Genomic DNA, 18,776 nt, shown 5'->3' with positions numbered 1-18,776 from the left:
GTGTCGCCGACGCAGCGACGGCGGCGCACCCGGGTTCCGGGTCCGCCGCCGTCATCAGGGGATCGAGCTCGGGGCTCAGAGGTCGAAGAGCGAGCCCTCGCCGATCTCCACGTCCGTGCGGGGCTGGTGGGCCTCGCCGCTGCTCGTGCTCGTCGGCCGGGGCTCGTCCTCGGGCTCCGGGTCCGGCCCGACGTCGGGCTCGGCCTCAGGCTCCGCCTGGGCCTGGGCCTGGGCCTCGGGCTCGGTCTGGACCTCGGGCTCGGCCACCGCGGCGGCGGGCTCGGGCTCGGGCTCGTCGGAGGCGATCGCGGTCGCGGCGGCGCTGACCGCCGCGCCACCGGACAGCGTGCCCGGCTCGCCCTCGCGGACGGACCGTGCCGACTCAGATTCCGCCTCCGACTCGGGCTCGGGCTCGGCGGCGGCCGTCGGCTCCTCGGCGGGCTCGGGGCTCGTCTCCCGCGCCGGCTCGGCGGAAGCATCCGGCTCGGCCGCGGGGGTGACCGTCGGGGTGGGTGCGGCGGCGACGGCGACCGGCTCGGGCGCGATGATGTCGAAGAGCGAGCCGCCCTCCGGGATCTCGGACCCCGGGACCGTGGCCGTCCGCGTCGCGGACGCCGCCGGCGTGGGGTCCGCTGCCGGCTCGGGCTCGGGCTCGGGCGTGGGCTCGGGCTCGGGCTCGGGCGTGGGCTCGGGCTCGGGCGTGGGCTCGGGGGCGGGCTCGGGGGTCGGCTCCGGCTCGGGCTCCGGGGCAGCGGCAGGCTCGGCGGGCGCCGCGACGGCGACCGGCTCCGGAGCGACGATGTCGAAGAGCGAGCCGCCCTCCGGCACCTCGGCGACCGGCGTGGCTGCCGCACGGGTCGTCGTGGTCGCGGCGGGCTGCTCCACCACGGGCTCCGCCGCGGCCGGCTGCTGCTCCGGCTCGGCCGGCGCCGGGGCGGCGGGTGCCGAGGTGGTCGTCGGCTCGGGTGCGGCGATGTCGAACAGGGAGCCGCCCGACCCGAGGTCGACCGACGGCTGCTCGGCGGGCTTCGCCGGCTCGGTCGGCTCCTCCGCGGGCTCCGGCTCGGCGGCCTTGGCGGCCGGCTCGTCGGCTGCGACGTCGAAGAGCGAGCCGCCCGCGCCGAGCTCGGTGGTCGGCTCCGGGTCGGCCTTCGCAGCCGGCTCCACCTTCGCAGCCGACTCCGCCTTCGCAGCCGGCTCTGCCTTCGCGGCCGGCTCGTCGTTGCCGAGGTCGAAGAGGGAGCCGCCCGACCCGAGGTCGGTCGTCGGGCTCAGCTCGTCGTCCGGGGCCTTTGCGGGCTCCGGCGTTGCCGGCTCGGACTTCGCGGCGGGCTGGTCGTCGCCGCCGAGGTGGAACAGCGACCCGCCGGACGCCGGCGCGGTGGTCGGCTCGTCCTGGGCCGGCTCGTCGGTGCCCGTGGCGTCCGCGGCGTCGTCGACGTCGAAGAGCGAACCGCCGGACGACGCCGGCGTCGCGGCCCTCGCCTCCTCGGCGGGGGTGGCGTCGGCGGACGCGGTGGCGGCGGGCTCGTCCTTCGCCTCCGGGTCGTCGAAGAGCGACGACCCGCCCGACGCCTTGGCCAGGGGGCCGGCGTCCTCGGTGCTGGTGATCGTGTCGGCGGTGTCGGTCTCGTCGCCCGCTTCGGGCTCGGCCTTGGTCGCGACGTCCTGGGCGGCACCGTTCGCGGCGGCAGCCGCGGCTGCGCCGGCGCCGGGGGCGAGCTTGGTGGCCTGCTCGCCCTTGACCGAGGCGAGCAGCATCTGCGCGACGTCGAGGACCTCGACCTCCTCGCGGGCGTTGCCCTTGTCCTGCGCGGCGGTGAGGCCGTCGGAGAGCATCACGCGGCAGAACGGGCAGCCGACGGCGATCTGGTCGGCGCCGGTCTCGATGGCCTCCGTGGTGCGGTTGACGTTGATCCGCTCACCGATGTTCTCCTCCATCCACATCCGCGCGCCGCCGGCGCCGCAGCAGAAGGAGCGCTCGGAGTTGCGCTCCATCTCGACGTAGGTCGCGCCCGGGAGGATCTGGAGCAGCTCGCGCGGCGGCGTGTAGACGCCGTTGTGACGGCCGATGTAGCAGGGGTCGTGGTAGGTGATCGAGCGCTTCTGGGCGCCGGCACCGTCGCTGACGGGCGTCAGCCTGCCCTCGCGCACCAGCCGGTTGAGGAGCTGGGTGTGGTGCACGACCTCGAGCTCGACGCCGAACTCCTGGTACTCGTTCTTGAGCGTGTTGAAGCAGTGCGCGCAGGTCGAGACGACCTTCTTGACCTTGTACTCCTTGAGGGTCTCGGCGTTCTGCGTGGCGAGGCCCTGGAAGACGAACTCGTTGCCGGCGCGGCGGGCCGGGTCACCGGTGCAGGTCTCGCCGTTGCCGAGGACGCCGAACGAGACACCGGCCATGTCGAGCAGCTCGGCCACGGCGCGGGTGGTCTTCTTCGCGCGGTCCTCGTAGGCGCCGGCGCAGCCGACCCAGAAGAGCCAGTCGACCTCGTCGAGGGACTCGATGCTCTCGCCGACGACCTTGACCTCGAAGTCGAGGCCCTTGGCCCAGTCCATCCGCGCCGAGGCGGACATGTTCCACGGGTTGCCCTTGTTCTCCAGGCCCTTGAAGAGCCCGTTGAGCTCGGCGGGGAAGTTCGACTCCACCAGGATCTGGTGGCGGCGCATGTCGATGATGTGGTCGACGTGCTCGATGTCGACCGGGCACTGCTGCACGCAGGCCCCGCAGGAGGTGCAGGACCACAGGACGTCCTCGTCGATGACGAAGTCGGCACCCTCGGGGTTGTAGAACCAGTCGCCCTCGCCGGCCTTGCCGATCAGGGAGCGGGCGGCGGCGTCCTCGCGGTCGTCGCCGGTGGCCCCGGCCTTCGCGTAGGCGTGGTCGCGCAGGGCGGTGATGAGGAGCTTGGGCGACAGCGGCTTCTCGGTGTTCCAGGCCGGGCACTGCGACTGGCAGCGGCCGCACTCGGTGCAGGTCGTGAAGTCGAGGATGCCCTTCCACGAGAAGTCCTCGACGGTCCCGACGCCGAGGGGGGAGTCCTCGTCGAGGTCGTCGATGTCGTCGAGGCTGATCGGCTTGCCGGCCGACGTCAGCTGCTTGACGGCGCCGAGGGCCGTGCGGCCCGACCCCTCGCGCTTGAACCAGATGTTGGGCCAGGCGGTGAAGCGGTGCCAGGCGACGCCCATGGTGAGGTTGCGGGAGATCACGAGCAGCCAGACCATCGCGAGCACGATCTTGAACAGGGCGATCGCGATGATGATGTTCTCGAGCGTCGCCTCGTTGCCCTCGACGCCGTCGGGGTAGAGGTTGCCGAAGAACGAGCTGATCGGGAAGTGGAACCGGTCGAAGTCCTCGGGGTGGTCGCTGGCGATCTGGCCGAGGTTGTACTCCGCGCCGCGGATGAACAGGATCGCGGACCCCTCGAGCAGCGCCATCGCCTCGACGAAGTAGGCCTGCCAGAAGTTCGACTTGTAGAAGCGGCTGTCGCGGCCCTGGCGCCGCGGGTGGTTGATCTGGCGGTAGACGATGAGGAAGACGATGCCGACCGTGCCGAGCAGGCCGATGCCCTCGCTGAGCCACTCGAACAGGAAGAAGTGGCCGATGAGCGGCAGCGCGAACTCGGGGTCGAAGAGCTGGAAGTAGCCGGTGAGCACGGCCGAGCTGAGGACGATGAAGGCCAGGTAGACGAACCAGTGCATGATCCCGACCCAGTGCCACTGCAGCATCCGGGTGTGGCCGAAGGTCTCGACGAACATCGTCGCCGTGCGACGGCCGGGCCGGTCGGTCCGTCCCGTGATGGGCTGGCCCTGCTTCATGACCGCCACCATCTGGCGCACGGCCCGGGTCACGGACACGACGGCGACGGCCGTCAGGGCGAGAGCGATGACGATCGCGGCGATCTGCATGCGGGGGACTCCAGTCGTTCGGGTGCTCCCGGTGCACCCAGGGGCGGCTGCGAGCCTAGGGGTCGGGCTCGGGGGTCGTCAGGACTGCGTCGGGGTGAGATGGATCCTACCCGCTGGTAACTTGCCGTGCGAGGTCAGCCCACCCGACCCGGCCCCGCCCGCCGGCGCGAACTGGCCCCATCGCCGCAATTGCCGCGACTGGCTCGACTCCGCCGCCGAGAATCGAGCCAAGCTCGGCAATTGCACGCGTGGGGCCGGCCGGGGCGTCGGGGCGCGGGCGTCGGGGCGCGGGGTGGCCGTGGCGGTGCGGAGGCGTTTGGATGGGCGGGTGACTGCCTCCTCGCGCCCCGCCCTCGACGCCGTCGTCGTCGGCACCGGTCCCGTCTCCTTCGCCGACGTCGTCGCGGTCGCCCGTGGCGGGGCCCCGGTCGTGATCGGGGAGGACGCGCTCACCGCGATCGACCGGGCGCGCGCGGTGATCGAGGAGCTGGCGGCCGGGGCGACCCCGGCCTACGGCGTCTCGACCGGGTTCGGGGCCCTCGCGACCCGTCACATCCCGACCGAGATGCGGGCGCAGCTGCAGCGTTCGCTGGTGCGGTCGCACGCGGCCGGCTCCGGGCCCGAGGTGGAGCGGGAGGTGACGCGGGCGCTCATGCTGCTGCGGCTCTCGACGCTGGCGACCGGCCACACCGGCGTCCGGCGGGAGACCGCGCAGCTGCTGGCCGGGCTGCTCACCCACGGCATCACGCCCGTGGTCCACGAGCACGGCTCGCTGGGCTGCTCGGGCGACCTCGCGCCGCTCTCGCACTGCGCGCTCGCGCTGATGGGCGAGGGGCCGGTGCGCGACGCGTCCGGTGCGCTGGTCGACGCCGCCACGGCGCTCGCCGCGGTCGGGCTCGAGCCCGTCGAGCTCGCCGCCAAGGAGGGCCTGGCGCTCATCAACGGCACCGACGGGATGCTCGGCATGCTGGTCCTGGCGATCGAGGACCTGCGCCGCCTGCTCCGCACCGCCGACGTCGCCGCGGCGATGTCGGTGGAGGGCCAGCTCGGCACCGACCGGGTCTTCGCGGCCGAGCTGCAGGCGCTGCGCCCGCACCCGGGCCAGGCGGCCTCGGCGGCCAACCTGGTGCGGCTGCTGGCCGACTCCGGGGTGGTCGCCTCGCACCGGGGGCCCGACTGCAACCGCGTCCAGGACGCCTACTCGCTGCGCTGCGCACCGCAGGTGCACGGCGCCGCGCGCGACACCCTCGAGCACGCCGCCACCGTCGCCGGCCGCGAGCTCTGCGCGGCCGTCGACAACCCCGTCGTGCTGCCCGACGAGGGGCGGGTGGAGTCGAACGGCAACTTCCACGGCGCGCCCGTCGGCTACGTGCTCGACTTCCTCGCGATCGCCGCGGCCGACGTCGCCTCGATGAGCGAGCGGCGCACCGACCGGTTCCTGGACCGCAACCGCAGCCACGGGCTGCCGCCGTTCCTCGCCGACGACCCGGGCGTCGACAGCGGCCACATGATCGCGCAGTACACGCAGGCGGCGATCGTGTCGGAGCTCAAGCGGCTCGCGGTGCCGGCGTCGGTGGACTCGATCCCGTCGAGCGCGATGCAGGAGGACCACGTGTCGATGGGGTGGTCGGCGGCGCGGAAGCTGCGCCACTCGGTCGACGGGCTGACCCGCGTCGTCGCGGTCGAGGTGCTCACCGCCGCCCGCGCGCTCGACCTGCGCGCCCCGCTCGTGCCGTCGCCGGCCACCGCCGCCGTCGTCGCCCTGCTCCGCTCGTCCGGCGTCGCGGGCCCCGGCCCCGACCGCCACCTGGCGCCCGAGATCGAGGCCGCGGTCACGCTGGTCGCGTCGGGCGCCGTCGTCACCGCCGTCGAAGAAGTGATCGGAGAGCTCCAGTGACCCCCTCGGTGAACCCGGCCAACCCCCGCCTGCCCATCCGCGCCGTGCGCGGCACCGACCTGACCGCGCGCTCGTGGCAGACCGAGGCGCCGCTGCGGATGCTGATGAACAACCTCGACCCCGAGAACGCCGAGCGTCCCGAGGACCTCGTCGTCTACGGCGGCACCGGCAAGGCCGCGCGCGACTGGCCCTCCTACGACGCGCTGGTCCGCACGCTCACGACGCTGGGCGACGACGAGACGATGCTGGTGCAGTCGGGTCGCCCGGTCGGCGTCATGCGCACCCACGCGTGGGCGCCGCGGGTGCTGATCGCGAACTCCAACCTCGTCGGCGACTGGGCGAACTGGGAGGAGTTCCGGCGCCTCGAGGACCTCGGCCTCACGATGTACGGCCAGATGACCGCCGGCTCCTGGATCTACATCGGCACGCAGGGGATCCTCCAGGGCACCTTCGAGACCTTCGCGGCGGTCGCCGACAAGCGGTTCGGCGGCACCCTGGCCGGCACCATCACGCTCACCGCCGGCCTCGGCGGGATGGGCGGCGCGCAGCCGCTCGCCGTCACGATGAACGACGGCGTGGCGATCTGCGTCGAGGTCGACCAGGCGCGGATCACCCGCCGCATCGAGCACCGCTACCTCGACGAGCAGGCCGACTCCGTCGAGGACGCCGTCGCCCGCGCCGTCGCCGCGCGCGACGCCAGGCGGCCGCTGTCGATCGGGCTGCTCGGCAACGCCGCCGAGATCTTCCCGCTGCTGCTCGAGATGGACGCCCCGATCGACGTCGTCACCGACCAGACGTCGGCGCACGACCCGCTCAGCTACCTCCCGGTCGGCGTCGGCGTCGACGACTGGGCCGACGCCGCCGACCGTGACCCGGCCGGCTTCACCAAGGACGCGCAGGCCTCGATGGCCGCCCACGTGCGGGCGATGGTGGAGTTCCAGGACAAGGGCGCCGAGGTCTTCGACTACGGCAACTCCATCCGTGACGAGGCCCGCAAGGGCGGCTACGACCGCGCCTTCGAGTTCCCCGGCTTCGTGCCGGCCTACATCCGGCCCCTGTTCTGCGAGGGCCGGGGGCCGTTCCGCTGGGCGGCGCTCTCGGGCGACCCGGCCGACATCGCCGCCACCGACCGGGCGATCCTCGAGCTCTTCCCCGCCCACGAGTCGGCGCAGAACGAGCGCCTGCACAAGTGGATCACCATGGCCGGCGAGCGGGTCGCCTTCCAGGGCCTGCCGGCCCGGATCTGCTGGCTCGGGTACGGCGAGCGCCACCTCGCCGGGCTGAGGTTCAACGAGATGGTCGCCTCCGGCGAGCTCTCGGCCCCCGTCGTGATCGGTCGCGACCACCTCGACTGCGGGTCGGTCGCCTCGCCGTACCGCGAGACCGAGGCGATGCTCGACGGCTCCGACGCGATCGCCGACTGGGCGATCCTCAACGCCCTGGTCAACACCGCCTCCGGCGCGACGTGGGTCTCCTTCCACCACGGCGGCGGCGTCGGCATGGGCCGCTCCCTGCACGCCGGCCAGGTCTGCGTCGCCGACGGGACGGAGCTGGCGGCGGCCAAGATCGAGCGCGTGCTCACCAACGACCCCGGCATGGGCGTCATCCGGCACGTCGACGCCGGCTACGACCGCGCCGTGGAGGTCGCGGTCGAACGTGACGTCCGGGTGCCGATGCGCGAGGCCTGACGGGGATCCCGTACGACGGGGATCCCGTACGACGGGGATCCCGTACGACGGGGATCCCGTACGACGGGGATCCCGTACGACGGGGATCCCGTACGACGGGGATCCCGTACGACGGGGATCCCGTACGACGGGGATCCCGTACGACGGGGATCCCGTACGACGGGGATCCCGTACGACGGGGATCCCGCACGACGGGGATCGCGTTCCTCAGCCGTCCTGCTCGGGCAGGTACGGCGTCCGGCCGGCCAGCCGCGCGACGATGACGCCGGTCGTGGTCATCGCCAGGCCGAGCCCGGCCAGGACGACGAGCTGGAACTGGGCCGCCTCCACGGGGTCGGCGCCGCCGAAGAGAGCACCCACGAACGCCCCGGGCAGCGTGACCAGGCCGGTGGACTTCGTCTGGTCGAGGTTGGGCAGCAGCGCCTCCCGCACGGCGGTGCGTCCGATCTCGTCGTGGGCCTGGCTGGGGCTCGCGCCGAGCGCGAACCAGGCCTCGACCTCGTCGCGTCGCTGACGGGTGTCGTGGAGGAAGTGCCGGCCGGTGAGCGTCGCGGCGCTCATGGTGTTGCCGATCACGATGCCGGCGACCGCGACCACGTAGCGGGCCTCGAGGTCGACCAGGCCCAGCGCCAGCACCAGCGCCAGGGTGACCGCCGAGCCGACGACGACCCCGAGCACGGCGACCCGGCGTCCGTGCCGCAACCCCTTGAGGCGACCGGCGGCGGTGAGCGAGGCGGTGGAGACCATGAGGACGAGGAACGCCGCCACCGTCGCCGGGGCGGCGAGCACCCCGCTCAGGATGAGGGCGATCGCGCTCAGCTGGACCGTCGCACGCACCAGCGCCCAGAGGGGGAACCACCCCAGGTCGAGGCGGGCCCACCGCGCCAGGGCCAGGGTGGAGCCGCACAGCACCAGCAGGCCGAGCCCGAAGAGGGCGTGGTCGGCGACGGTGCTCATCGCCGTCAACCTAGACCCGGACCCGGGCGACGACGAACAGAACCGCAGATGCGGAGTTTTCGGTGACGAGTTGCCGCAGGTGCGGCTACTGTGGGGCCATGACGACGTACCGCGTCTCCGAGGCCGCCGGCCTGCTCGGCGTCAGCGACGACACCCTGCGCCGCTGGATCGACGCCGGCCGGGTCGTCGCCGACACCTCGACCGGCCGCGCCGAGATCGCCGGGGCCGACCTGGCGGCCCTGGCCGTCTCGCTGGCCGACGACCCCGACCGTGAGAGCACGCGGGCCGCGCACGTCAGCGCGCGCAACCGGCTCGCGGGCATCGTCGTCGCGGTCAAGAAGGACGTCGTGATGGCGCAGGTCGACATGGTCTGCGGGCCCTACCGCCTGGTGTCGCTGATGAGCGCCGAGGCCGCCGACGAGCTCGGGCTCGAGCCGGGCTCCCGGGTCGTCGCGTCGGTGAAGTCCACCAACGTCGTGGTCGAGACCCCCTGAACCACCTCCGCAGCTGTCCAACCGAGAGGCACCCCGGATGCGCCGTACCGCCCTGCTCGCCGCCGCGTTCCTGCTGGCGCCCGCTCTCGCCGCGTGCGGTGGGGACGACGAGGGCACGACCCTGAACGTCTATGCCGCCGCCTCGCTCACCGCGACGTTCGAGGAGGTGGCGGAGGTGTTCGAGCAGGAGCACGACGGCGTCGACGTCGAGCTGAACTTCTCGGGCTCCTCCGACCTGGTGACCGCGATCCAGGAGGGCGCGGACGCCGACGTCTTCGCCTCCGCCGACCTCCCCAACATGGACAAGATCACCACCGACGGGCTCGAGGCCGGCGACCCCGTCGACTTCGCCACCAACACGCTGCAGATCGTCGTCCCGCCCGGGAACCCGGCCGGGGTCACGGGTTTCGCCGACCTGGCGGGCGCCGACGTGAAGCTCGTCGTCTGCGCGCCCGAGGTGCCGTGCGGCGCCGCGACGCAGAAGGTCTCCGAGAACACCGGGATCACCCTCAGCCCGGTCAGCGAGGAGCAGTCGGTCACCGACGTCCTCGGCAAGGTGACCTCGGGCGAGGCTGACGCCGGTCTCGTCTACGTCACCGACGTGATCGCGGCCGGCGAGGCGGTCGAGGGCATCGAGTTCCCCGAGGCCGCCGAGGTCGTCAACACCTACCCGATCGTGGTGCTGGCCGACAGCGAGGAGGGCGACCTGGCCCAGGAGTTCGTCGACCTGGTGCTCGGCGAGGCCGGACAAGGCGTCCTCGGGGACGCCGGGTTCGCGCCTGCTCCATGATGTCTGCGTGATGAGCCGGTGACCGCGTGGTGACGGCGCGCGCCCGCCCGACGGGTCTGCCCGGCTGGGTCTTCGTCCCCGCCGCCCTGGGTGCGGTCTTCGTGCTGCTGCCGCTGGTCGCGATCGTGGCGCGGGTCGACTGGGCCAACTTCGTCCCGCTCATCACCTCCGACTCGTCCCGGGCCGCGCTGTGGCTGAGCCTGCGGACGTCGGCGGTGAGCACCGTGCTGTGCGTGCTGCTCGGCGTGCCGATGGCCGTCGTCCTGGCGCGCACCGAGTTCCGCGGCCAGGGCGTGCTGCGCTCCCTGGTGCTGCTCCCGCTGGTGCTGCCGCCGGTGGTCGGTGGGCTGGCGCTGCTCTACACGTTCGGTCGCCGTGGCCTGCTCGGCGAGACGTTCAGCGCGTGGGGGATCGAGATCGCGTTCTCCTCGACCGCGGTCGTGATGGCGCAGACCTTCGTGTCGATGCCGTTCCTGGTCGTCAGCCTCGAGGGCGCGCTGCGGACGGCGGGTCAGCGGTACGAGGTCGTCGCGGCCACCCTCGGGGCCGGCCCGTCCACCGTCTTCCGGCGGGTCACGCTGCCGCTGGTGCTGCCGGGGCTGCTGTCCGGGGCGGTGCTCGCCTTCGCCCGGGCCCTCGGCGAGTTCGGTGCCACGGTCACCTTCGCCGGCAGTCTGCAGGGCACCACCCAGACCCTGCCCTCGCTGATCTACCAGGAGCGGGTGACCGACCCCGACGCCGCCGTCGCGCTCGCGCTGGTGCTGGTCGTGGTCGCCGTCGTGGTGATCGGGCTGGCCCGACAGGGACGGGGGAGCACCCGGTGAGCCTCGAGGTGTCGGCCCGGGTCGCCGAGCGCGGCGTCGACCTGGCCTTCTCGGTGGGGACGGGCGAGACCGTGGCGATCCTCGGTCCCAACGGCGCGGGCAAGTCGACGGTGCTCTCGGTCCTCGCCGGGCTGCTGCGCCCGGACGAGGGGCGGGTCGTGCTCGACGGACGACCGCTCACCGACGTCGGGGCCGGCCGGGCCCGGGTCGACGTCGCGCCGCACCGCCGGGGCGTCGCGCTGCTGGCCCAGGAGCCACTCCTCTTCCCCCACCTGAGCGCGCTCGACAACGTGGCCTTCGGACCGCGGAGCTCCGGCGCCTCCCGCAGCGAGTCCCGCGAGCAGGCCGCCGGCTGGCTGGATCGGGTCGGGGTCGGTCACCTCGGCGAGCGGCGGCCGAGCCGGCTGTCGGGCGGCCAGGCGCAACGGGTCGCCGTCGCCCGGGCCCTGGCCGCCCGCCCGCACCTCCTCCTGCTCGACGAGCCGATGGCCGCGCTCGACGTCGACGTCCGGCCCGCGCTGCGGCACACCCTGCGCGAGGTGCTGGCCGAGCGGACCACCGTCCTGGTCACCCACGACGTCCTCGACGCCCTGCTGCTGGCCGACCGGGTCGTCGTGGTCGAGGACGGTGCGGTGGTCGAGGACGGCGCCAGCGCCGACGTGCTCGCCCGACCGCGCAGCGCTTTCGCGGCCCGGCTCGCCGGGCTCAACCTGCTCGCCGGCCGCTGGGACGACGGCGCCGTGCGCCTCGACGCCGGCGCGGTCGTGCAGGGCCGCGTCGTGGGACCGGCCCCGGCCCCGGGTGACTCCGTGCTCGCGGTGTTCCGGCCCACCGCGGTGTCGATCTACCGCGAGCCGCCGCACGGGAGCCCGCGCAACGTGCTCGACGCGACCGTGAGCCACGTCGAGCCGCGCGGCGACCTGATCCGGATCCGCTCCGACCTGGTCAGCGCCGACGTCACCGCGCAGGCGGCCGCCGAGCTGGCGCTGGTCCCGGGCGACCGGGTCGCGTTCAGCGTCAAGGCGACCGAGGTCTCGGTCTACGTGCACTGACCGCGACGCGGATCCCGGTCGTGACGACGCGGATCCCCGTCGCGACGACGCGGATCCCCGTCGCGACGACGCAGTGACGATGTGGCGCCGCGTGTCACAGTGACACCGTGACGACCCAGCCGGCCCGCCAGCGGGCGACCCTGACCGGAATCAGCTCGCGTGCGTGGGAGCACCCGGCCGACCGCGGCGCCCTCGTGGCGCTGCGCCGGCTCAAGGGCTTCGACACCGTCCTCAAGGCGGTCTCGGGACTGGTCAACGAGCGCACGACCCGGCTCCTGCTGCTCGGCACGGCGGTCCGCGTCGACGAGCGCCAGTTCCCCGCGCTGCACTACCTGCTGCGCGACGCGGCCCGGGTCCTCGACGTCGAGGGCCCGCTCCCGGAGATGTACGTGCAGGCGAACCCGACCCTGAACGCGGTCACCATCGGTCTCGACAAGCCGGTGATCGTGCTCAACTCCGCGCTGGTCGACCTGCTGGAGGAGGACGAGCTGCGCTTCGTCGTCGGCCACGAGCTCGGCCACGCCCTCAGCGGTCACGCCGTCTACCGGACGCTCCTGATGCGACTGATCAACCTGACCGGCGTCCTCGGCTCCGTGCCGCTCGGCGGACTCGGCCTGCGCGCGATCGTGGCCGCCCTCTACGAGTGGGCCCGCAAGTCGGAGCTCTCGGCCGACCGTGCCGGGCTGCTCGCCACCCAGGACCCCGCCGCCGCGATCCGCGCCCACATGCAGCTGGCCAGCGGCGGACTGATGGGCGACCTCGACCTGTCGACGTTCATGGCGCAGGGCCAGGAGTACCTCGAGGCCGGCGACCTGCGCGACTCGGTGCTCAAGCTGATGCTGGTCGAGAAGACGACGCATCCCTTCGCCGTCGTCCGCGCCGCGGAGCTGCGCGGCTGGGTCGACTCCGGTGCCTACGCCGGCATCCTCGGCGGCGACTACGCCCGGCGCGACGACGACGCCGGCGCCAAGGTCAGCGACGCTGCGAAGGACGCGGCCACGTCGTACTCCGCCGCGTTCGAGTCCTCGCAGGACGCGCTCGGCAAGCTCGTCCACGACCTGGCCGGCGCCGCCGGCAGCATGAAGCTCTGGCTCGACGAGCGGCTGCGGCGCGGGGAGTAGCGCTCGCTACTCGGGCGCCGGCTGCCACCACTTGCGCTGCGGCTCGACGTTCCAGAGCGACGGCACGTCGGCGACCAGGTAGCACGACCCGGCGACGACGTTGCCGGGCAGCGGCGGCACCGGGTGGTCCGAGGCGGCGAGGCAGACGGTCGCCTCGAAGCCGACGGTCCGGACCCGCACCGTGTGGAACTCCTGCCCCGAGACGCTGTGGCGGTGGCTCAGGCTGTGCACGATCGTGCCGGCCAGGAACCCGGTCGGCTCGGCGTCGGGGCCCTCGTGGACCAGACCGTACGAGACGAAGGACTCCGCCGCCCACCGCGAGGCGTCGGGCTCGTCGCCGATCCGGCTGGCGTCGGAGGCCGCGAACGCCGCCGCGTCGGCGTGCACGGTCATCTCGACGCCCAGGGCCACGACGGAGGCGTGCACCGGCGCGGGGTCGGCGGCGACCAGCGCCTGGCGGTGCTGCTCGAGGTCGACCAGGAGCTGGGTGACGGTGCGCCCGTCGTCGTCGAGGACGGCGGCGCGGGTGAGTCCGGACTCGGTCACGACCACCTCGCCGAGAAGGGCGCCGGGATCGGCGGCGTAGGACGGCACCAGGTCGAGCGGGACGCCGTCGCGGCGGCTGATCACCACGCGCGCGCCGGTCGGGTCGGGGTAGCTGACGGTGACGACGTCGTCGTCGGTGCGCCCGACGACCTCGGCGGGCAGCGACTCGAGGAGGGTGCCGAGGGCGTCGAGGTCGGCGACGTCGAGCCCGATGCAGGCGAGGGTGGAGGCCATGGGGCCACCGTACGGCGCGGCGTTAAGTATAGTTTCTGACTACAGTTATAGTCCTGCCCATGACCCGCGTCGACTGCCACCAGCACGTGTGGCCCGCCGCGCTGGTCGACGGGCTCCGCCGACGCACGCGGGCCCCCCACCTCGCCGGCGATGTGCTGCACCTGGCCGGCGAGCCGCCGTACGTCGTCGACCCGGCCGTGCTCACGCCGTCGGTGCGCGACGACGTCGACCTCGCGCTGGTGTCGCTGTCGAGCCCGCTCGGCATCGAGACCCTGCCGCCCGAGGAGGCGGCACCGCTGCTCGACGCCTGGCACGGGCTGGCCGCCGACCTCGGCGCCGGCCACGGCCTCTGGGCCGCGGTCAACCTCGTGGAGCCCGACCTCGTGGACCTGCGCGCCACCCTGGCGGGCGACCAGGTCCACGGCCTCCAGGTCCCGGCGACCGCCCTGCTCGACCCGGCCGGCCTCGAGCGGCTGGCGCCGGTCCTCGCCGTCGTCGAGGACGCCGGCCTGCCCGTCCTCGTGCACCCCGGCCCGGCGCCCACCCCGCCAGGAGCGGCCGGTGCGGGAGACGTACCGGGCTGGTGGCCGGCGCTCACGTCGTACCCCGCCCAGCAGGCGAGCGCCTGGTTCGCCTGGCACCTCGCGGGCCGCGCGCTCCTGCCCGACCTGCGGATCGCGTTCGTCGCGCTCGCCGGCCTCGCGCCGCTGCACCACGAGCGCCTCGTCGCCCGCGGCGGCACGTTCGGGGCGGTCGACCGGCACGTCTACTACGAGACCTCGTCCTACGGCCCGCGGGCCATCGACGCGATGGTCCGCGTCGTCGGCGTCGACGCCGTCGTGCACGGCTCCGACCTGCCGTACGCGGCCCCGTCGAGCACGACCGGCCCCGGCATGGGCGAGGCCCTCTCGCACGCGCTCCTCACCGCCAACCCGCACCACCTGATGAACGGAGGCTCCCGATGACGATCGCCCCTTCCCCGGCGACCACCACCAGCAGCGCCAGCGTGCTCAGCGCCGACCAGCTGCCCGCCCTGCCCGGCCGGGTCATGGACGAGGACGAGCTGCGCGCCTGGGTGCGCGAGGTCGCCTCCCGGCCCGAGCTGTGGGAGCAGCACGTGCGCCACGACGCGGGGAGCGGCCGGCACTACGTCTCGCTCCACCGCGACGCCGACGTCGACGTCTGGCTGCTCTGCTGGAACCTCGTCGACGACACCGGCTGGCACGACCACGACACCTCCGCCGGCGCGGTCGCGGTCACCCGCGGCGCCGTCAGCGAGAGCCGCCCCCGTCTCGGCGGCACGCCCACCACCCGCACGGTGCGCGCCGGCCGCGCGTTCGGCTTCGGCCCCGACCACATCCACCGGATGGGCGGCGCGGTCGACGGCTCGGTCTCGATCCACGCCTACTCGCCGCCGCTGTGGCGGATGGGCCAGTACTCGATCTCCCCGTCCGGCGTGATGAAGCGGTTCTCGGTGTCCTACGCCGACGAGCTGCGCCCGCTCGACGGCTGAGGTCGGAGGTGCCCACCACCACGGTCCGCGACACCGGCACCCACACCGGCACCCACGTCGGCACCCACGTCGGCACCGTCACGCCGGCCAGGCTGCGCCGGCTCCTGGACGGCGACGAGGAGGTCGCCGTCCTCGACGTGCGCGACCCCGTGGCGCGCGCCGCCGGCCACCTGGTCCGCAGCGCGCCCGCGCCCCTGCACGACCTCGAGCGCCGGGCGCGCGGCCTGGTCCCGCGCCTCGGCACCGTCGTCGTCGTGGCCTCCGACCCCGCGCTCGACGACCAGGCCGCCGCGATCCTGGCCGGGCTCGGGTACGAGCGCGTCCACGTGCTCGAGGGCGGGCTCGACGCCTGGCGCGCCTGCGGCGGTCGCACCTACGCCGGCACCCACGTGCTGGGCACGGCGCTGGGGGAGTGGATCAGGACGACCTCCGTCGACGCCGGCGCCGGCGTCGACGACGTGCGCGCCCGGGCGCGACAGACGCTCGAGGCCGCCGGCGTCGAGCGGGTCGACGCCGCCGGGCTCGCCCGGCTGGTCGCCGACCCGACGCGGACGACCTACGTCGTCGACGTGCGCGGCCCCGCGGAGCACGCCGCGGGCCACGTGCCCGGCAGCCTCCACGTCCCGGGCGACCGGCTGGTGCGCGCCGTCGAGGAGCACCTCGCGGTGCGGCGGGCGCACGTCGTGATCGTCGACGACGCCGACCTCCTGCGCAGCGCCGCCACGGTCGCCCGGCTCCGCCACCTGCACGACGGACCGGTGCACGTGCACGTGCACGACGGCGCCGCCGCGCCGGTCCCGGTTCCGGTCCCCGACGTGCCGGTCGTCGACGCGGTCACCGGCCACGAGATGGCCGCGATGCTCCGCGCACGGGTGGTCTCGGTCGTCGACCTGCGCTCGTCCGCGGCCTACGCCGCCGGCCACGTCGGCGGCTCGGTGCACGCCCGCCGCGAGCAGCTGCCGTCGCTGCTGCCCGGGCTGAGTAGCCCGGTGGTGCTGGTCGGCGACGACGACCTGGTGCCCGACTTCATCGCCGCCGAGGCCGACCGCCTGCTCGGCGGGCGGGGCGACGTCCACATCCTCGAGGGCGGCATCGACGCCTTCCCCGGCAACCTGACCACGGCCGACCCGTCCTACGCCGGGCCCGTGGTGGACCGCGCCGGCCCGCCGCCGTCCGGCCCGGAGGGCGACGCGTGGCACCGCGCCCGCGCCGCCTGGGCCGCCGGCCTGCTGGCCGCCGTCGCCGCCGCCGGCGACCCCGACCTCGACTTCGACGCGGGAGCGCTCGGTCAGTCGACGTCGATCCGCGGGCTCCAGCCCGTGCGGCCGTAGCCGCCGTCGCGCCGACTGCCGTCCCGCAGGCCGTCGTCCAGCGCGACACCCAAGCCGTCCGGGGCGACGACGCCGTACGACACCGCGGCCCGCACCCAGGCCGGCCGCCCGAGGCAGTCCGTGGGGACCACGACGACGAACCGGTCGGCGCCCGGACGGAGGTGCCCGCGCGCGCCGGTGCACCTGGTCTCGGTGCCCTCGACCTCGACGAAGGAGTCGACGTGGGTGCGGCCGGCGACCCGCGTGAGCTGGACGCCGCCGAACCGGTCCCCGGGGCCGCGGAGGTAGACCGTGGCGACCTGGTCGTGGCGGCGCAGGTCGCGCACCCGCACCACCGCCCGGACCGCGCGCGCGGCGTGCCTGACCGAGACCGAGCGGATGTCCGCGGTCCGGTTCGCCGGCGCGGGGGTCCCGTCCTCGTCCGCCTCGTCCTCGAAGTCGAACACGACCACGTCGCCCGTCGCGTCGCGGTGCTTCCAGGTCTCGGCGTGCGCTGAGGTGGGGGCGCCGGCCAGCACGGCCCCGGTGAGCAGGGCGGTCAGGGCGGTACGGGCGGCCAGGGCGGTGGCGGTGGGTCGGGGCAGCATCGGGTCTCCGTGGGGTGGGTCGGTGGTGGGTGGTCGCGCGGGCCTCAGCCCGCGTGGATCCGCGGGCTCCACCGCGGGGCCAGGCGGAAGCCGTCGCGGAGCCCGTCGTCCAGGGCGACCTGCTCGTCGCCGACGTCGCTCCCCCCGATGGTCACGTAGCCCACCGCGGCCCGCACCCAGTCGGGCCGCCCGAGGCACGCACGCGGGACGGTCACGACGAACGTGTCCGTCCGCAGCCGGAACCGTCCCGTCGCCGACGGGCACTCGCGGACCTCGTCCTGCGTCTCGACGTGCGTGTGCACCGCGGTGCCGCCGTCGATGCGCACGAGGTCGGCGGTCACGAGGTGGAGACCGGGGGCGCGCAGCTGCACCGTGGCGAGCTGGTCGGTGCGCCGCAGCTCGTGCACGCGGGCGACGACCCGCACCGCGCCCCGGGTGTGGGTGATCGTGACCCGGTGCAGGTCGGCGGTCCGGTTGGTCGGCGCCGCCGTCGGGGCGGACTCACCGCCGGTGGCGACGACGTCGCCGGTCGCGTCGCGGTGCGACCAGGTCTCGGCGTGGGCGGCGGTCGGTGCGGACGCGAGGGCGGCCCCGGCCGCCAGGGCGACCAGGGCGGGCAGGGCGGCGAGGGCGGCGAGGGTGGTGGGGGTGGTGGGGCGGCGAGGCAGCATCGGGTCTCCGTCGTGGGGTGGCCGCCACATCCTCGGCCATCGGCGGCCCCGGCGCAGCCGTTCCCCAGGGTCGGCCGACCCCGCGCGCCGCCGGTTGGTCGCACGGGGCAGGGTGGGTCGCATGGAGACCACCCAAGTCCGGCTCGCGGCGTACCCCGTGGGCGTGCCCGCCGACTCCGACTTCGAGTTCGCCACCGTCTCGCTGCCCGACCTCGCCGAGGGGCAGGTGCTGCTGCGCGCGATCTACCTGTCGCTCGACCCGTACGTGCGGGGCCGGATGAGCACCGCCAAGTCGTACGCCGACCCGCTCGCCCTGGGCGACGTGGTCATGGGCGGGACCGTCTGCGAGGTCGTCGAGTCGCGCTCCGGGGACCGGCAGGTCGGCGACGTCGTGCTGGCCTTCACCGGCTGGCAGACCCACGCCGTCGTCGACGCGCGCCACACCCGTCGCCTGGACCCCTCGACCGCCCCGATCTCGACGGCGCTCGGCGTGCTCGGCATGCCGGGCTTCACCGCCTACGCCGGCCTGCTCGAGATCGGGAGGCCCAAGGCCGGCGAGACGGTCGTGACCGCCGCGGCCGCCGGCCCGGTCGGCTCCGCCGTGGGCCAGATCGCCAGGCTCAAGGGAGCGCGCGCCGTCGGGATCGCCGGTGGCGCGGAGAAGTGCCGGGTGCTGGTGGAGCAGCTCGGGTTCGACGCGGCGGTCGACCACCGCTCCGAGACCTTCGTCGACGACCTCGCCGCCGCCACGCCCGACGGCATCGACGTCTACTTCGAGAACGTCGGCGGCCCCGTCGCCGAGGCCGTCGGACGCCGCCTCAACCGCTACGCCCGGGTGCCGGTCTGCGGCCTGGTCGCCGGCTACAACGACACCGCGGCCGCCGAGGGCCCCGACCGGCTGCCCGGCTTCATGCGCCGCGTGCTGACCCTGAGCCTGACCGTGCGCGGCTTCATCCAGGACGAGTTCGCCGCGACCCACACCGCCGACTTCGCCCGCGAGATGGGTGGCTGGGTCGGCGACGGCTCGGTCCGCTACCTCGAGGACGTCACCGACGGCCTCGACCAGGCCCCCGAGGCCTTCCGGGGGCTGCTCAGCGGCAGGAACCTCGGCAAGGCGCTGGTCCGGGTCGGCACCGACCCGACGTCGACCTCGTAGCGCCGGCCC

General features: G+C 74.5%; 16 protein-coding genes. 11 read left to right on the top strand and 5 right to left on the bottom strand.

Annotated elements, in window-relative coordinates; all coding sequences use genetic code 11:
• Positions 1-75: 75 nt before the first annotated feature.
• Positions 76-3,906, bottom strand: a complete 3,831-nt coding sequence (locus tag FE634_RS19320) for a heterodisulfide reductase-related iron-sulfur binding cluster (RefSeq protein WP_187366758.1) — start codon at positions 3,904-3,906, stop codon at positions 76-78.
• Between the two features lie 328 nt (positions 3,907-4,234).
• Here FE634_RS19320 and hutH point away from each other — a divergent pair, with 328 nt between their 5' ends.
• Entirely contained in the window at positions 4,235-5,803 is a 1,569-nt protein-coding gene (hutH, locus tag FE634_RS19315; RefSeq protein WP_138876817.1) for a histidine ammonia-lyase, read from the top strand.
• A complete protein-coding gene (gene hutU / locus FE634_RS19310) occupies positions 5,800-7,491 on the top strand; it encodes a urocanate hydratase (RefSeq protein WP_148240887.1) in 1,692 nt (563 codons plus the stop codon). Before hutH ends, hutU begins: the two co-directional genes overlap by 4 nt.
• A 207-nt stretch (positions 7,492-7,698) precedes the next feature.
• Here hutU and FE634_RS19305 read toward each other — a convergent pair whose 3' ends face one another.
• Positions 7,699-8,448: an ABC transporter permease gene (locus tag FE634_RS19305; RefSeq protein ID WP_137294049.1), complete on the bottom strand. Its 750-nt coding sequence runs from the start codon at positions 8,446-8,448 to the stop codon at positions 7,699-7,701.
• A gap of 98 nt (positions 8,449-8,546) precedes the next feature.
• On the opposite strand from FE634_RS19305, the gene FE634_RS19300 reads away from it, so the two are divergent.
• The 5 genes from FE634_RS19300 (at position 8,547) to FE634_RS19280 (ending at position 12,729) form a co-directional block, all read left to right on the top strand.
• A complete protein-coding gene (locus FE634_RS19300) occupies positions 8,547-8,942 on the top strand; it encodes a TOBE domain-containing protein (RefSeq protein WP_138876816.1) in 396 nt (131 codons plus the stop codon).
• A 37-nt stretch (positions 8,943-8,979) separates the two neighbouring features.
• A complete protein-coding gene (gene modA, locus FE634_RS19295) occupies positions 8,980-9,732 on the top strand; it encodes a molybdate ABC transporter substrate-binding protein (protein WP_138876815.1) in 753 nt (250 codons plus the stop codon).
• A gap of 26 nt (positions 9,733-9,758) precedes the next feature.
• Complete coding sequence (locus tag FE634_RS19290; protein ID WP_138876814.1) at positions 9,759-10,556, top strand: ABC transporter permease; 798 nt, start codon at positions 9,759-9,761, stop codon at positions 10,554-10,556.
• On the top strand, positions 10,553-11,608 hold the full coding sequence (locus FE634_RS19285; RefSeq protein WP_138876813.1) for a sulfate/molybdate ABC transporter ATP-binding protein: 1,056 nt from the start codon (positions 10,553-10,555) through the stop codon (positions 11,606-11,608). The genes FE634_RS19290 and FE634_RS19285 overlap by 4 nt, the downstream gene beginning before the upstream one ends.
• Before the next feature lie 107 nt (positions 11,609-11,715).
• A complete protein-coding gene (locus FE634_RS19280) occupies positions 11,716-12,729 on the top strand; it encodes a M48 family metallopeptidase (protein WP_138876812.1) in 1,014 nt (337 codons plus the stop codon).
• 6 nt (positions 12,730-12,735) lie between these two features.
• Here the strand turns inward: FE634_RS19280 and FE634_RS19275 are convergent, their stop codons facing one another.
• Positions 12,736-13,509, bottom strand: a complete 774-nt coding sequence (locus FE634_RS19275) for a hypothetical protein (protein ID WP_138876811.1) — start codon at positions 13,507-13,509, stop codon at positions 12,736-12,738.
• A 59-nt stretch (positions 13,510-13,568) separates the two neighbouring features.
• Between FE634_RS19275 and FE634_RS19270 the strand changes: the two genes are divergently transcribed.
• Genes FE634_RS19270 through FE634_RS19260 form a run of 3 tightly spaced genes read left to right on the top strand, consistent with a single transcriptional unit; the run spans position 13,569 to position 16,353 of the window.
• Positions 13,569-14,474, top strand: coding sequence for an amidohydrolase family protein (locus tag FE634_RS19270; protein ID WP_138876810.1), 906 nt, complete (start codon positions 13,569-13,571; stop codon positions 14,472-14,474).
• On the top strand, positions 14,471-15,022 hold the full coding sequence (locus FE634_RS19265; RefSeq protein ID WP_137294041.1) for a cysteine dioxygenase: 552 nt from the start codon (positions 14,471-14,473) through the stop codon (positions 15,020-15,022). The genes FE634_RS19270 and FE634_RS19265 overlap by 4 nt, the downstream gene beginning before the upstream one ends.
• 8 nt (positions 15,023-15,030) lie before the next feature.
• Positions 15,031-16,353 (top strand): rhodanese-like domain-containing protein, encoded by a 1,323-nt coding sequence (locus tag FE634_RS19260; RefSeq protein WP_187366757.1) that lies wholly within the window; start codon positions 15,031-15,033, stop codon positions 16,351-16,353.
• Here the strand turns inward: FE634_RS19260 and FE634_RS19255 are convergent.
• Both FE634_RS19255 and FE634_RS19250 read right to left on the bottom strand, forming a co-directional pair.
• On the bottom strand, positions 16,311-16,940 hold the full coding sequence (locus FE634_RS19255) for a hypothetical protein (RefSeq protein ID WP_138876807.1): 630 nt from the start codon (positions 16,938-16,940) through the stop codon (positions 16,311-16,313). The two genes, FE634_RS19260 and FE634_RS19255, sit on opposite strands and share 43 nt — an antisense overlap.
• Positions 16,941-16,984: 44 nt before the next feature.
• A complete protein-coding gene (locus FE634_RS19250) occupies positions 16,985-17,611 on the bottom strand; it encodes a hypothetical protein (RefSeq protein WP_137294039.1) in 627 nt (208 codons plus the stop codon).
• Positions 17,612-17,732: 121 nt separating this feature from the next.
• On the opposite strand from FE634_RS19250, the gene FE634_RS19245 reads away from it, so the two are divergent.
• Positions 17,733-18,767 carry an NADP-dependent oxidoreductase gene (locus FE634_RS19245; protein WP_148240886.1) on the top strand — a complete coding sequence of 345 codons (1,035 nt, stop codon included), beginning with the start codon at positions 17,733-17,735 and terminating at the stop codon, positions 18,765-18,767.
• Positions 18,768-18,776 lie beyond the last annotated feature (9 nt).

Source organism: Nocardioides sp. S-1144, assembly GCF_005954645.2.
Classification (GTDB): Bacteria; Actinomycetota; Actinomycetes; order Propionibacteriales; family Nocardioidaceae; genus Nocardioides; species Nocardioides dongxiaopingii.
Note: the sequence above shows the minus strand (reverse complement) of the source record. Positions and strands in the feature narration are given on the sequence as shown.

Excerpts from the sequence above, each read along its gene's own strand:
- FE634_RS19255 (WP_138876807.1), bottom strand. The coding sequence starts at position 16,940 with ATGCTGCCCCGACCCACCGCCACCGCCCTGGCCGCCCGTACCGCCCTG.
- modA (WP_138876815.1), top strand. The coding sequence starts at position 8,980 with ATGCGCCGTACCGCCCTGCTCGCCGCCGCGTTCCTGCTGGCGCCCGCT.
- FE634_RS19245 (WP_148240886.1), top strand. The coding sequence starts at position 17,733 with ATGGAGACCACCCAAGTCCGGCTCGCGGCGTACCCCGTGGGCGTGCCC.
- FE634_RS19270 (WP_138876810.1), top strand. The coding sequence starts at position 13,569 with ATGACCCGCGTCGACTGCCACCAGCACGTGTGGCCCGCCGCGCTGGTC.
- FE634_RS19265 (WP_137294041.1), top strand. The coding sequence starts at position 14,471 with ATGACGATCGCCCCTTCCCCGGCGACCACCACCAGCAGCGCCAGCGTG.
- FE634_RS19250 (WP_137294039.1), bottom strand. The coding sequence starts at position 17,611 with ATGCTGCCTCGCCGCCCCACCACCCCCACCACCCTCGCCGCCCTCGCC.
- FE634_RS19300 (WP_138876816.1), top strand. The coding sequence starts at position 8,547 with ATGACGACGTACCGCGTCTCCGAGGCCGCCGGCCTGCTCGGCGTCAGC.
- FE634_RS19275 (WP_138876811.1), bottom strand. The coding sequence starts at position 13,509 with ATGGCCTCCACCCTCGCCTGCATCGGGCTCGACGTCGCCGACCTCGAC.
- FE634_RS19320 (WP_187366758.1), bottom strand. The coding sequence starts at position 3,906 with ATGCAGATCGCCGCGATCGTCATCGCTCTCGCCCTGACGGCCGTCGCC.
- FE634_RS19305 (WP_137294049.1), bottom strand. The coding sequence starts at position 8,448 with ATGAGCACCGTCGCCGACCACGCCCTCTTCGGGCTCGGCCTGCTGGTG.